Annotated in this window: 12 protein-coding genes; 9 read left to right on the top strand and 3 right to left on the bottom strand. The window is 65.1% G+C overall.

Annotation, left to right across the window (positions count from 1 at the left end):
• From topA to tldD, 3 genes are all read right to left on the bottom strand, one after another.
• Entirely contained in the window at nt 1-2,541 is a 2,541-nt protein-coding gene (gene topA / locus RB2654_RS06740) for a type I DNA topoisomerase (RefSeq protein ID WP_008329900.1), read from the bottom strand.
• 112 nt (nt 2,542-2,653) lie between these two features.
• Nucleotides 2,654-3,781 carry a DNA-processing protein DprA gene (gene dprA / locus RB2654_RS06735; RefSeq protein ID WP_008329897.1) on the bottom strand — a complete coding sequence of 376 codons (1,128 nt, stop codon included), beginning with the start codon at nt 3,779-3,781 and terminating at the stop codon, nt 2,654-2,656.
• A 308-nt stretch (nt 3,782-4,089) separates the two neighbouring features.
• Nucleotides 4,090-5,517 carry a metalloprotease TldD gene (tldD, locus tag RB2654_RS06730; protein ID WP_040885511.1) on the bottom strand — a complete coding sequence of 476 codons (1,428 nt, stop codon included), beginning with the start codon at nt 5,515-5,517 and terminating at the stop codon, nt 4,090-4,092.
• A gap of 209 nt (nt 5,518-5,726) precedes the next feature.
• Between tldD and coxB the strand changes: the two genes are divergently transcribed.
• From coxB to RB2654_RS06685, 9 genes are all read left to right on the top strand, one after another.
• Nucleotides 5,727-6,575 (top strand): cytochrome c oxidase subunit II, encoded by an 849-nt coding sequence (coxB, locus tag RB2654_RS06725; protein ID WP_008329894.1) that lies wholly within the window; start codon nt 5,727-5,729, stop codon nt 6,573-6,575.
• A gap of 84 nt (nt 6,576-6,659) precedes the next feature.
• A complete protein-coding gene (gene cyoE / locus RB2654_RS06720) occupies nt 6,660-7,592 on the top strand; it encodes a heme o synthase (RefSeq protein ID WP_008329892.1) in 933 nt (310 codons plus the stop codon).
• Complete coding sequence (locus tag RB2654_RS06715; protein WP_008329890.1) at nt 7,592-7,780, top strand: cytochrome c oxidase system small membrane protein; 189 nt, start codon at nt 7,592-7,594, stop codon at nt 7,778-7,780. Before cyoE ends, RB2654_RS06715 begins: the two co-directional genes overlap by 1 nt.
• Nucleotides 7,777-8,373, top strand: coding sequence for a cytochrome c oxidase assembly protein (locus RB2654_RS06710; RefSeq protein WP_008329889.1), 597 nt, complete (start codon nt 7,777-7,779; stop codon nt 8,371-8,373). The genes RB2654_RS06715 and RB2654_RS06710 overlap by 4 nt, the downstream gene beginning before the upstream one ends.
• Nucleotides 8,374-8,391: 18 nt before the next feature.
• Nucleotides 8,392-9,192: a cytochrome c oxidase subunit 3 gene (locus RB2654_RS06705; RefSeq protein WP_008329887.1), complete on the top strand. Its 801-nt coding sequence runs from the start codon at nt 8,392-8,394 to the stop codon at nt 9,190-9,192.
• Between the two features lie 129 nt (nt 9,193-9,321).
• Nucleotides 9,322-10,008 carry an SURF1 family protein gene (locus RB2654_RS06700; protein ID WP_008329885.1) on the top strand — a complete coding sequence of 229 codons (687 nt, stop codon included), beginning with the start codon at nt 9,322-9,324 and terminating at the stop codon, nt 10,006-10,008.
• Between the two features lie 160 nt (nt 10,009-10,168).
• Complete coding sequence (gene thrC / locus RB2654_RS06695) at nt 10,169-11,554, top strand: threonine synthase (protein WP_008329883.1); 1,386 nt, start codon at nt 10,169-10,171, stop codon at nt 11,552-11,554.
• Nucleotides 11,551-12,813: a M16 family metallopeptidase gene (locus RB2654_RS06690; protein WP_008329881.1), complete on the top strand. Its 1,263-nt coding sequence runs from the start codon at nt 11,551-11,553 to the stop codon at nt 12,811-12,813. The genes thrC and RB2654_RS06690 overlap by 4 nt, the downstream gene beginning before the upstream one ends.
• On the top strand, nt 12,813-13,397 hold the full coding sequence (locus RB2654_RS06685) for a GNAT family N-acetyltransferase (protein ID WP_008329876.1): 585 nt from the start codon (nt 12,813-12,815) through the stop codon (nt 13,395-13,397). Before RB2654_RS06690 ends, RB2654_RS06685 begins: the two co-directional genes overlap by 1 nt.
• Nucleotides 13,398-13,475: the final 78 nt, after the last annotated feature.

The following is a 13,475-nucleotide window of genomic DNA, read 5'->3' as shown; positions in this document are numbered from 1 at the left end:
TCAGGCTTTTTTCTTGGCAGGCTTCTTCTTGCCTTTACCGCCCTTGGCGGCCTTTTCGGCAATCAGATTCACGGCCATTTCCATGGTCACGTCTTCCGGCTTCACGTCCTTGGGCAGGGTCGCGTTGACCTTGGCCCATTTCACATAGGGGCCGTAGCGCCCATCCATGACGTTCACCGGCCCGCCCTCGTCGGGGTGTTCCCCCAACTCCTTCAGCGCCTTGGCGGCCGCTTGCCGCCCGCGTCCGGGATTGGCCCGCTTCTCCGCCAGCATTTCGACCGCGCGGTTCATGCCGATCTCGAACACGTCCTGCGGGTCTTTGAGGTTGGCGTAAACCGGCTTCGCCTCGTCCGGGAGCTGGTGCATGACATAGGGGCCGAACCGGCCGAAGTTCGACTTGATCTCGCCCCCTTCCGGGTGCTGCCCGATGAGACGGGGCAGGGACAGAAGCGTCAGCGCCTTTTCCAGATCCATGTCATCGGCGGACCAGCCTTTCGGAAGGCTCGCGCGATCCGGCTTCTTGTTCTCTTCGCTCACCTCGCCGCGCTGGACGTAGGGGCCGAACCGCCCGGACCGGAGCGAGATTTCCTCGCCGTTCTCATCTTCGCCCAGGATTCGGTCGCCCTGCGTTTCCTCGCCACCGCCGATGGGCCGGGTGTAGCGGCATTCCGGGTAGTTCGAGCAGCCGACGAACCCGCCGGAGCGCGAGGTTTTCAGATGCAGATCGCCCGTGCCGCACAGCGGGCATTTGCGCGGGTCCGACCCGTCCTCGCGCGGCGGATAAAGCTGCTTTTCCAAGGCCTTGTCGAGTTTGTCGAGCACTTCCGAGATGCGCAGTTCGCTCGTCTCGGCGATGGCGGCCGAGAAATCGCGCCAGAACCGGGCGAGCAGTTTCTTGTATTCGATCTCGCCCGCCGACACCTTGTCGAGTTCTTCTTCCAGATCGGCGGTGAACTCATACCCCACGTATTGCCGGAAGAAGTTCAGCAGGAACATCGTGACGATGCGGCCCTTGTCCTCGGGGATCAGGCGACCCTTGTCCTTGCGGACATATTCGCGGTCCTGAATCGTCGTGACGATCGAGGCATAGGTGGACGGTCGCCCGATGCCCAGCTCTTCCATCTTCTTGACCAGCGTCGCCTCGGTATAGCGCGGCGGGGGCTGGGTGAAATGCTGTTCGGGCGTGACGCTGTCCTTCTTGGTCGCGTCGCCCTCAGTCATCTGGGGCAGGCGGTTCGCGTCATCCTCGTCGTCGATGACCACGTCGTCGCGGCCCTCTTCATAGACCTTGAGGAACCCGTCGAAGAGCACGACCTGACCGGTCGCGCGCAGGCCGACCTGACCATCGGACGACCCGATTTCGACAGCCGTGCGTTCAAGCCGCGCCCCGGTCATCTGGCAGGCGATCGTCCGCTTCCAGATCAGGTCGTAAAGCTTGCGCTGGTCGGGCTCCAGCCGCGCGATGTCGTTGGCCGAGGGATCGCGGCTCATCTCGGTCGGGCGGATACATTCGTGCGCTTCCTGCGCGTTCTTGGCCTTGTTCTTGTAGACGCGCGGCTCGGCCGGCACGTAATCCTTGCCGTACCGCGTCGCGATCTCGTCGCGCGCGGCGGTCACGGCCTCGGGCGCCATGTCGATGCCGTCGGTCCGCATGTAGGTGATGTAGCCCGCCTCATACAGTCGTTGCGCGGTCGACATGGTCTGACGCGCGCCGAAGCCGAACTTGCGGCTGGCTTCCTGTTGCAGCGTCGAGGTCATGAACGGCGCGGACGGGTTGCGGGAGGCAGGCTTGGCCTCGACCGACAGAACGCTCAGCTCCCGCGCTTCGATGGCGGCGACGGCAAGCCCGGCCTGTTGTTCGTTTTCAAGGTCGTAACGGTCGAGCTTCTTGCCCGCGTAGCTGACCAGACGCGCTTCGAACTGCTGTCCGCGCGGGGTCTGGAGCAGGGCCTTCACCGACCAGTATTCGCGCGGGTTGAACGCTTCGATCTCCATCTCGCGCTCGACGATGAGCCGCAGGCAAACCGACTGAACCCGCCCCGCGGAACGTGCGCCCGGCAGCTTGCGCCACAGGACGGGCGACAGGTTGAATCCGACGAGGTAGTCCAGCGCACGCCGCGCCAGATAGGCCTCGACCAGATCGCCATCGACATCGCGCGGGTTCTTCATCGCCTCGGTCACGGCGGACTTGGTGATCGCGTTGAACACCACGCGGCTGACCGGCGTGTCCTTCTTGATCGCCTTGCGTTTGCGCAGGGCTTCCTCGAGGTGCCACGAAATCGCTTCCCCCTCGCGGTCGGGGTCGGTCGCGAGGATCAGATTGTTGTCTTCCTTGAGCGCGTCGGCGATGGCCTTCACATGCTTTCGGCTGTCGTTCCCGACCTCCCACAGCATCTCGAAATCGTTGTCGGGGATGACCGAACCGTCCTTGGGCGGCAGGTCACGCACGTGCCCGTAGGAGGCGAGCACGGTGTAGTCGCTACCAAGATATTTGTTGATTGTCTTGGCCTTAGCAGGGCTTTCCACGACGACAACGGGCATCAAAATCCTCTCGACTCGAATAAGGCGCTTGGGGGCGTTAGATGGGTCGCGGTCCGGGGGCTTGTCAATGGCGACCCGTTGGCAGGGTCGTGAACGACGCGGCGTCGGGCCTTTACCCCGTCCGTGAAATCAGGCCGCCGGGGGCGCGCGAGACATGCCCTTCGAGTTCGAGATCGGTCAGTTCCGAGGCGACGTCGCCTGCGGGCATGGCAAGGTCGCGGACAAGCTGATCCTCCGACACCGGCGAAGGGCCGAGACGGTCGAGGATAAGCTGATGCAGCGCGGCGGTTTCGGCCAGCGTGCGCGTCTCGGCCGGCGCGGACGGGATGTCCACCGGCGCCACCTTGGCGATCGGGGCCGGGGCCGGATCGGCGGCGGCTGTCCGTGGTTCCTGCGCGGCGTGCTCGACACCACCGCTGATCACGTCCAGCACATCCTGCGCCCCGCGCAAAAGCGTCGCGCCGTCCCGGATCAGCCGATTGCAGCCCGTGGCGCGCGCGTCGAAGGGGTGACCGGGAACGGCAAAGACCTCTCGCCCCTGTTCCAGCGCCATCTCGGCGGTGATGAGCGAGCCGGACTTGGCCGCCGCCTCGACCACGACCACCGCGCGCGACAGGCCGGAGATGATGCGGTTGCGCCGCGGAAAGTGCCGGGCCTGCGGGGTCAGCGACATGGGCGCCTCCGACAGGCGCAGCCCGTCGCGCCCGATTTCCTCACCCAGAACCGCGTTCTCGGACGGATAGATCACGTCGACCCCGCCCGCCATGACGGCGATCGTCCCGGTTTTCAGCGCGGCGGTGTGGGCGGCCGTATCCACGCCGCGGGCCAGACCTGACACGACGACCCGCCCGGCCGCCCCGAGATCGCCCGCGAGCTTGCGGGCCATCCGGGTGCCAAGCGACGAGGCATTGCGCGCGCCGACGACACCGACCGTGGGTCGTGCGAGCAGGTCGAGGTTGCCGATCGCCCAGAGGATCGGGGGCGGATCGGGGATTTCGGCCAACAGGGCAGGGTAGTCCGGTGCGCCGAAACACAGCATCTCGGCCCCGCATTTCACGGCCCAGTCGATCTCCTTTTCCACGACGGGAAGCGGGCAGACGCTGTAATCATCGACGCCCGCAGTCTTCGCGACCTCGGGCAGGGCGTCGAGCGCGGCCTGCGCCGATCCGTGTTCGCCCATGAGCCTGAAGAAGGTGGTCACGCCGACGCGGCGTGAGCGCAAGAGGCGAAGCCAGGCCACCCGATCTTCCGTGCTTTGGGGTGGGGTGAGGGGGTGGTTGGAAGGGGATTGCTCCAAGGGTCACCTGATTCCGTCTCTTGCCCTCCCACCATGCGACTCAAATGGTTAACGGCAGGTTACCGCCGCCAAGATCGCATGTGGTCCCGGTCCCCACATGAACCCGCCCGCTTCGGCACGTGCCAAAAGCCCCGGCCCGACCCCGCGTCCTCTTCTCTGTTTCGAAAATACTTCGGGAGGTCTGGAGGGCTGGCCCTCCAGAGCCGCCAACGGCGGCTCCCCCTCGCGACGCGCCGAAGCGCGGCGCAACCTCAGCCGGTCTGCGACCCGCCCACGGTCAAGCCGCCGATGCGCAGGGTCGGCTGCCCCACGCCCACGGGCACCCACTGGCCTGCCTTGCCGCAATTCCCGATACCGGGGTCCAGCGCCATGTCGTTGCCGACCGCCTGAATGCGCTTCATCGCCTTGGGGCCGTCGCCGATCAGGGTGGCGCCCTTCACCGGGGCGCCGACCTTGCCGTTCTTGACCCGGTAGGCCTCGGTGCAGGAAAACACGAACTTGCCGTTGGTGATGTCGACCTGACCGCCGCCGAAGCCGACGGCGTAAATACCGTCCTCCAGACCCGCGACGATCTCTTCGGGGCTGGCATCGCCGCCTTCCATGATCGTGTTGGTCATACGCGGCATCGGCGCGTGGGCGTAGCTTTCGCGCCGCCCGTTGCCGGTGGCCTCCACCCCCATGAGCCGGGCGTTTTGGCGGTCCTGCATGTAGCCGACGAGCACGCCGTCCTCGATGAGGACGGTGCGTGAGGAGGGGGTGCCTTCGTCATCCACCGTCAGCGACCCCCGCCGGTCGGGGATGGTGCCGTCGTCGACGACCGTGACGCCCTTGGCCGCGACCTGCTGGCCGATCAGGTCCGAAAACGCGCTCGACCCCTTGCGGTTGAAGTCGCCTTCAAGCCCGTGCCCGACCGCCTCGTGCAGCAGGATGCCCGGCCAGCCATTGCCCAGCACCACGTCCATCTGCCCGGCGGGGGCCGCTTCGGCTTCGAGATTGACGAGCGCGATGCGCAGCGCCTCGTCCACGCTCTTCTTCCAATGGCCCGGCTCGATCAGGGCCGTGAGACCCGCGCGTCCGCCGCCGCCGTGGCTGCCGCTTTCGCGCCGTCCGTCTTTCTCGACGATCACGCTCACGTTCACGCGGGACATCGGGCGGGTGTCGGCGATCAGCGTGCCGTCGGGGCGCAGGATCACGACTTCCTGCAAACTGGCGGCGATGGTGGCGCTGACCTGAACCACGCGGGGATCGCGGTCGCGGGCATATGCGTCAATTTCGCGCAGGGTCTCGACCTTCACCGGGAACGCGGCATCGGTCATCGGGTCGTTGTCGGTGTAGAGCTTCACGTTGGTGCGGGCCGGGCCATCGGCCAGCGTCCCGCCCCCGGCACCGACCGCGAGCCGCGCGGTTTCCGACGCGCGCAGAAGCGAGGCTTCCGAGATTTCGGTCGAATGGGCATAGCCCGCCGTTTCGCCGCGAACCGCCCGCAAACCAAAGCCTTCGGACGCATCATAGCTGGCGTTGCGCAGCCGACCGTCGTCGAAAACCAGCGCCTCGGAGCGGCGCCGTTCCAGGAAAAGCTCGCCATCGTCGGCCCCGTCCGTGGCCGCGCGCAGGATCTGCAAGGCGCGGGCGTCGTCGAGTTGATCGTCGAACGGGCGGAAGGGCGTCTGGTCGGTCATGGGGTCCTTTTCTTCCTGCATTGATCTGCATCAATCGCATGTGAGATCATGCATATGTGCGACCTTGGGTAGCAGGATTTGTCTTGTTCCTAACACCCTAATATGGTTTTAGACGCGCGGGAGACAACGGGATTCCCGACAGCGTTCGCGGAAGACCCAATATTGTGACGCACCCCATGCGTCGAGACAGGAAGATAGGGAAGCAAAGAATGACCAAGACCCTGCGGCCTCTGGCCCTTCTGGCGGCAGTTTTCACCGGCACGGCGGCAATGGCCCAGGACCTCGAGGTCATCGGCAGACCCACGCCCGGCGGCACCGGGTTCCAGCCGGCGGCGACCGACATTTCGCAGGCGACCTTCGCGCTGGACAACCTGCTCCACATCATCTCGATCCTGATCGCGGGCTTCGTCGCCCTGCTGATTATCTGGGTGATCGTCCGTTACAACAAAGGCGCGAACAAGACGCCGGGCACATTCACCCACAACACCGGGGTCGAAATCGCCTGGACCCTGATCCCGATCGTGATCCTCGTCTTCATCGGCGCGCAGTCGCTGCCGGTTCTGTTCAAGCAGCAGGAAATCCCCGAGGGCGACGTCGTCATCAAGGTCACTGGCTACCAGTGGTACTGGGGCTATGAGTATGTGGACGAGGAATTCGGCTTCGAAGGCTTCCTTCTCGGCAAGGACGAACTGGCCGAATACGGCTACGACGAAGACCTTTATCTTCTCGCCACCGACACCGCGGTCGTCGTGCCCACCGGCCAGAAGATCGTCATGCAGGTCACCGGCGCCGACGTGATCCATTCGTGGACCATCCCGGCTTTCGGCGTGAAGCAGGACGCGGTCCCCGGTCGTCTGGCCGAACTGTGGTTCACGGTCGAGCCGGGCATGGAGGGCGTCTACTTCGGCCAGTGCTCGGAACTGTGCGGCAAGGACCACGCCTACATGCCTATCACGGTCAAGGCCGTGACCCCGGAAGAATACGAAGCCTGGCTGGAAGAGGCGCGCGAAGAATACGCGGGCATTCCCCAGACCGTGAAAGTGGCTTCGGCCGAGTAAGCGGGCAGGGGCCGCACTGAAGCGGCCCCGACCGACACCCAGCGGGCCCGCCCGTGGCGGCGCGGCCTCCGAGGCAAGACGACCATGACTGACACCACCATTCTCGATCAGGATCGCGACGCAGGCTTCGGCGATTACTTCGCCCTGCTGAAACCGCGCGTCATGTCGCTGGTCGTGTTCACCGCTCTGGTCGGCCTGCTGGTCGCCCCCGGTCAGATCAATCCCTTCGTCGGGCTCTGCGCGATCCTGTTCATCGCGGTGGGCGGCGGTGCGTCCGGCGCGCTGAACATGTGGTGGGACGCCGACATCGACGCCCGCATGAAGCGTACGATCAAGCGCCCTATCCCGGCCGGCAAGGTCGAGCCGGGCGAGGCGCTGGGGCTTGGCGTGGCGCTGACCGGCTTTTCGGTGATCCTGCTGTTTCTTGCGACCAACTGGGTCGCAGGTGCGCTTCTGGCCTTCACCATCTTCTTCTACGTCGTGATCTACACGATGTGGCTCAAACGCTGGACGCCCCAGAACATCGTCATCGGCGGCGCGGCGGGTGCGTTCCCTCCGATGATCGGCTGGGCCGCCGTGACGGGCGACATCACCATTGAATCCATCCTGATGTTCGCGCTGACCTTCGCCTGGACGCCGCCGCATTTCTGGTCGCTCGCCCTGTTCGTCAAGAGCGACTACAAGGACGCGGGCGTGCCGATGCTGACCGTGACCCACGGTCGCCGGGTGACGCGCAACCACATCCTCGGCTATACCTTCGTGCTGGCCGCCGTGGCGCTGGGCCTTGGCCTGACCTCGATCGGCGGACCTGCCTACATGGCCGTGGCCGTGATCCTGAACGGCTGGTTCATCAAGGGCGCCATCGACATCTGGCGCCGAACGGATGCGGACAGCGAGGCGGACAGCCACCTCGTCGAGCGGAAGTTCTTCAAGTTCTCGCTGTTCTATCTGTTCATTCACTTCGGGATGCTGCTGGTGGAAACCTCGCTCGCACCCCTCGGGCTGGGAGGCTGGTAATGGCTGGTCAACTGCGCGCAACACATGAACTGCACAACCGTCGCCTGTCGCGCAACGTGGGTCTGGGCATCGTGCTCGTCCTGTTCGTGGGGCTCGTCTACGGGCTGACCATCGCCAAGGTCGGCACCGACCCGAACGACGAACTGGGCGCGCCCTGGGCGCAGGCGCAGGAGAAGGCGGCGAAATGAGCGATCGGGACGAGAAACCGAAAAACCCGCTGAAATCGGCGCTGATGCTGTCGGGCGTCGTCGTGTTCATGGGCGCGATGGCCTGGGCCGCGGTGCCGTTCTACGACTGGTTCTGCCGCGTGACCGGGTTCGGTGGCACGACGGGCGTGGCCGCACAGGCCTCGGACACGATCCTCGACAAGACCATCAAGATCCGCTTCGACGGCTCGGTCGAGCGCGATTTCCCGTGGGAGTTCAAGCCGGTCCAGCGCACGATGGAAGTGCGGCTGGGCGAGACCGGCCTTGCGTTCTACGAGGCGACGAACACCTCCGACCGGCCCATCGCGGGCACGGCCAGCTACAACGTCTCCCCCTATTCGGCGGGCGGCTATTTCACCAAGATCGATTGCTTCTGCTTCGAATTGCAGGTGCTCGAACCCGGCGAAAGCGTGATGATGCCCGTCACCTTCTACGTCGATCCGGAAATCACCGAAGACCTTGACGCGAAGTTTGCCAAGGTCATCACGCTCTCCTATACATTCCACGAAACCGATCTGCCCGAGGAATACGCCGCATTGGATGCGACCGTAGCCCCCGAGGCGGATCAGAACTAAAAGTCAGGGACGGAAGACATGGCCCACGCCAAGAACCACGATTACCACATCCTGCCCCCGTCGATTAACCCGCTTTTGGCGGCGGCTGGTGCGTTCGTCATGCTCTTCGGAGCCGTGAAATGGATGCACGACTCCGGTCCGTGGATCTTCCTCGCGGGCCTGCTGGTCGTGCTCTACACCATGTTCTCGTGGTGGTCGGACGTGGTCGACGAGGGCCAGTCGGGCGACCATACCCCGGTGGTGCGGATCGGCCTGAAATACGGCTTCATCCTGTTCATCATGTCCGAGGTCATGTTCTTCGCGGCGTGGTTCTGGAACTTCTTCAAGCACGCCATGTACCCGATGGGCCCGGAAAGCCCGGCGGTCGACGGTGTCTGGCCCCCGGCGGGGATCGAGACCTTCGATCCGTGGCACCTGCCGCTCATCAACACGCTGATCCTGCTTCTCTCCGGGGCGGCGGCGACCTGGGCGCACCACGCGCTCGTGCATGAGAACAACCGCAAGGACATGAAGACCGGCCTGATCATCGCGATCCTTCTGGGCCTGCTCTTCACCTTCTTCCAGGCCTATGAATATTCGCACGCCGCCTTCGGCCTGTCGGGCAACATCTACGGCGCGACCTTCTTCATGGCGACCGGCTTCCACGGCTTCCACGTCATCATCGGCACGATCTTCCTGTTCGTCTGCCTGATGCGCGCCTATGCCGGGCACTTCACGCAGGAACAGCACGTCGGGTTCGAGGCCGCCGCATGGTACTGGCACTTCGTCGACGTCGTGTGGCTCTTCCTCTTCGCCGCGGTCTACATCTGGGGCGGCTGAACGGCCTGACGGTTTCGATTGCGAACGGGCGGGGGAGACCTCGCCCGTTTTGCTATGGGGCAGGGGTCACGCCGCGAAATCGCAGTGTCTTGTCTAGAGCCTCCCTGCCGCCAGTGCTAAAGCCTCGCCATGTTCAAACAGATCCTCGCCGCCATCCTCCTGTTCGCCGGCCTCGCGGTGTTCGTCAGCCTCGGGGTGTGGCAGCTCCAGCGGCTCGAATGGAAACAGGCCATCATCGCCGAGATCGAAAGCCAGATCGGCGGCGATCCGGTGGCGCTGCCCGCGACCCCTGATCCGGGGGCGGACCGCTATCTGCCCGTCGAAATCTCCGGCACCTTCGGCGCGGGCGAAATCCATGTGCTCGTCTCGCACCGCGACTATGGCGCCGGGTTCCGGGTCATCGCGCCCTTCACCACGGACGACGGGCGCGCGATCATGGTGGATCGCGGTTTCATTCCGACCGCGCGGAAAGAGGACCGGCACAACCTCAGCGGCGCGACCGTTCAGGGCAACCTTCATTGGCCGGATGAGCGCGACCAGTTCACGCCTGAGGACGACGAAGCCGGCAACTGGTGGTATGCCCGCGACGTGGACAAGATGGCCGGGGCGCTGGGCACCGAGCCCCTGCTCGTGATCGCCCGCAACGAGACCGATCCGGCGATCCTGCCGATGCCGGTGACGACCGAGGCGATCCGAAACAAGCACTTCGAATACGCGATGACGTGGTTCCTGTTCGCCGTGACGTGGGTGGTGATGACAGGCTTCGCACTTTGGCGTATACGGCGCCGGAACCACGAACAGGCCATTCAGCCGTGACCCACGCCGCCTTGCGACTTGCAGGATTTTCACCCGATCCCCTCGAAAAGGGACGTGATCCTGCGCAAATCGGCTGGCACCGGGCTGCGAATTCCTTCAAGGACTTCGCAGCGGATTTCCAAGGGAATTCCGCCACGGCGGACGATGAGGACAAGAGCAGATGAAATATGTCTCGACGCGCGGCACCGCGCCGGAACTGAAATTCGAAGAAGCCATGCTGACCGGGCTTGCCCGTGACGGCGGACTCTACGTTCCCGAAACCGTGCCGACCATGAGCCATGACGAGATCGCCGCCCTCGCGGGCCAGTCATACGAGGATGTGGCTTTTACCGTCATGCGCCCGTTCATCGGCGCGGAATTCCCGGACGGGCAGCTCAAGTCTTGCATCCGCCACGCCTATGAGGGCTTCGGCCACAGCGTGCGCGCGCCGATGGTGCAGCTTGGCCCGAACCACTTCCTGCTGGAACTGTTTCACGGCCCCACGCTCGCCTTCAAGGATTTCGCGATGCAGCTCATCGGCCAGCTCTTTCAGGGCGCGCTGGAGCGGCGGGGCGAAAAGGTCACAATCGTCGGTGCCACGTCCGGCGACACCGGATCGGCGGCGATCGAGGCCTTCCGGGGTCTGGACAACGTCGACGTCTTCATCCTCTTCCCCGATGGCCGGGTGTCCGAGGTGCAGCGCCGCCAGATGACCACTCCGTCCGAGGGCAACGTCCATGCGCTCGCCGTCGAGGGCGACTTCGACGATTGTCAGGCCAAGCTCAAGGATATGTTCAACGATTTCGAGTTCCGCGACGAAGTGCGGCTCGCGGGCGTGAACTCGATCAACTGGGCGCGGGTGCTGGCGCAGGTCGTGTATTACTTCACATCCGCCGTGGCGCTCGGCGCGCCGCATCGCGAGGTGTCTTTCACCGTGCCCACGGGCAATTTCGGCGACATCTTCGCCGGCTATATCGCGCGGGCGATGGGCCTGCCGATCCGCGACCTCGTGATCGCGACGAACCAGAACGACATCTTGCACCGGACGCTGGAAACCGGGGCCTATACCAAGGCGGGCGTCACGCCCTCGATCAGCCCGTCGATGGACATTCAGGTTTCGTCGAATTTCGAGCGCGTGTTGTTCGACGCCTACGGGCGCGACGGTGCGGTCGTGGCCGAGCAGATGGCGGACCTTGCAAGCGGCGGTTTCACCATCAGTCAGGGGGCCATCGACTTTCTGCGCGGTCAGTTCAAATCGGGCCGTGCGTCCGAGGACGAGACGATGGCCACGATCAAGACGACCTACGACACGACGGGCGAGGTGATCTGCCCCCATACTGCCGTGGGCGTGAAGGTCGCGAACGAGCATCTGTCGGAGGTGCCGATGGTGACGCTCGCCACCGCGCACCCCGCCAAATTCCCGGCTGCGGTCAAGGACGCCTGCGGGCGCGACGCCGCCCTGCCGCCGCGCATGTCGGACCTGTTCGAACGCGAAGAACGCGTGACGAAGGTGCCCAACGACCTCGTCGCACTGGAAACACTGATCCGGAGCAAACGCCGCGCATGACCATCAACTACGACACCCTTCCCAACGGATTCCGCGTCGTGACCGAGCATATGCCCGGCATCGAAAGCGTGAGCCTTGGCGTGTGGATCACCGCCGGGGGGCGGCACGAACGCGTCGAGCAGAACGGGATCGCGCATTTCCTCGAACACATGGCGTTCAAGGGCACCAAGACGCGCACGCCGCTTCAGATCGCGGAAGAGATCGAAGATGTGGGCGGCTATCTCAACGCCTACACGGGCCGCGAGGTCACCGCCTATTACGCGCGTGTGCTGCGCGAGGATACCGCGCTTGCCATCGACGTCGTATCCGACATCCTGCTGAACCCGGTGTTCGACCCGCATGAGATCGAGGTCGAGCGGGGCGTGATCCTGCAAGAGATCGGTCAGGCGCTCGACACTCCAGACGACGTGATCTTCGACTGGTTGCAGGAAGTGGCCTATCCGGGTCAGGCCATCGGCCGCCCGATCCTCGGTCCCGCCGAACGGGTGCAAGCTTTCGCCCAAGGCGACCTCGCGGGCTTCGTGGATGAGCATTACGGCCCCGACCGGATGATCTTCGCCGCCGCGGGGGCCGTCGACCATGACGAGATCATGCGCCTGTGCGAACAGGCCTTCGGCGGGCTTCAGCGCCCGTCATCCACGCTGATCCAGCCGGCGGGTTTCGTCGGCGGCGAGCGGTCCGAGATCAAGAAGCTTGAACAGGTGCATTTCGCGCTGGCGCTCGAAGGGCCGGGGTATCGTGACGACGCGATCTACACCGCGCAGGTCTATGCCAATGCGCTGGGTGGCGGCATGTCCTCGCGCCTGTTTCAGGAGGCGAGGGAAAAGCGCGGGCTGTGTTACACGATCTTCTCGCAGGCGGGCGCGTGGTCTGACACCGGCCTCATCACGATCTACGCGGGCACCTCGGCGGGCGAGATCAAGGGGCTGGCCGAACTGACCATCGACGAGCTGCGCCGCGCCACGTCGGACATGACCGAAGCCGAAGTCGCCCGCGCCCGCGCCCAGATGCGCGCTGGGATGCTGATGGGGCTGGAAAGCGCCTCGTCGCGGGCCGAACGGCTGGCGCGTCAGGTTGCGATCTGGAACCGCGTGGTCCCGGTCGAAGAAACGGTGGAGCGGCTGGATGCGGTCACGCTGGAAGGTGTCACCGATTTCGCGACTCAAGTGGCAGGCGATCCGCGTGCCGCGCTCGCGATCTATGGCCCCGGCAAGACCGCGCCGAGCCTCGCCCAACTGACAGAACGGCTCGCCGCCTGATGCTCAGACGCCCGCGCAAGGTTCGGATCGACACCGAGAGGCTGACCTTGCGCCCGCTGACCCATGGCGATTTCAACGCGTGGACGGAACTGCGGGCGGCCAGCCGGGATTTCCTGACGCCGTGGGAGCCGACTTGGGCCGCCGACCATCTGACGCGTAAGGGCTTCACCAACCGGGTCTACTGGGTCAATCGCTCGGTCGCGCAGGGGTCCGCCCTGCCGCTGCTCATTATCCGCCGGGCCGACAACGTGCTGGTGGGCGCGATCACGCTCGACAATATCCGGCGCGGCCCGGCGCAAAGCGCCACCTGCGGCTACTGGATCGGGCAGCCCTTCGCGCGCTACGGCTACATGCGCGAGGCATTGACGGCGGTGGTGCACCACGCCTTCACCGAACTGGACCTGTCCCGGCTCGAGGCCGGGTGCCTGCCCGAAAACACCCCGTCGCGGGGCGTGCTGGAAAAATGCGGTTTCAAATACGAGGGCGTCGCGCAAAGCTACCTTCAGATCAACGGGCGCTGGCGCAATCACGTGCTGTATTCGGCGCTGCGATCCGACCGGCGCGGGCGCACCGACGCGGGGTGATCCCCGGTTTTCCGACCGCTCAAGCCTTGGGCAGAACCGCATCCGGACCCGCCGATCTTGCGCCGGATGTCGCGTTCC

Source organism: Maritimibacter alkaliphilus HTCC2654 (assembly GCF_000152805.1).
Taxonomy (GTDB): Bacteria; Pseudomonadota; Alphaproteobacteria; order Rhodobacterales; family Rhodobacteraceae; genus Maritimibacter; species Maritimibacter alkaliphilus.
The sequence above is the reverse complement of the archived record's forward strand: the minus strand, read 5'-3'. Positions and strand labels throughout refer to the sequence as shown.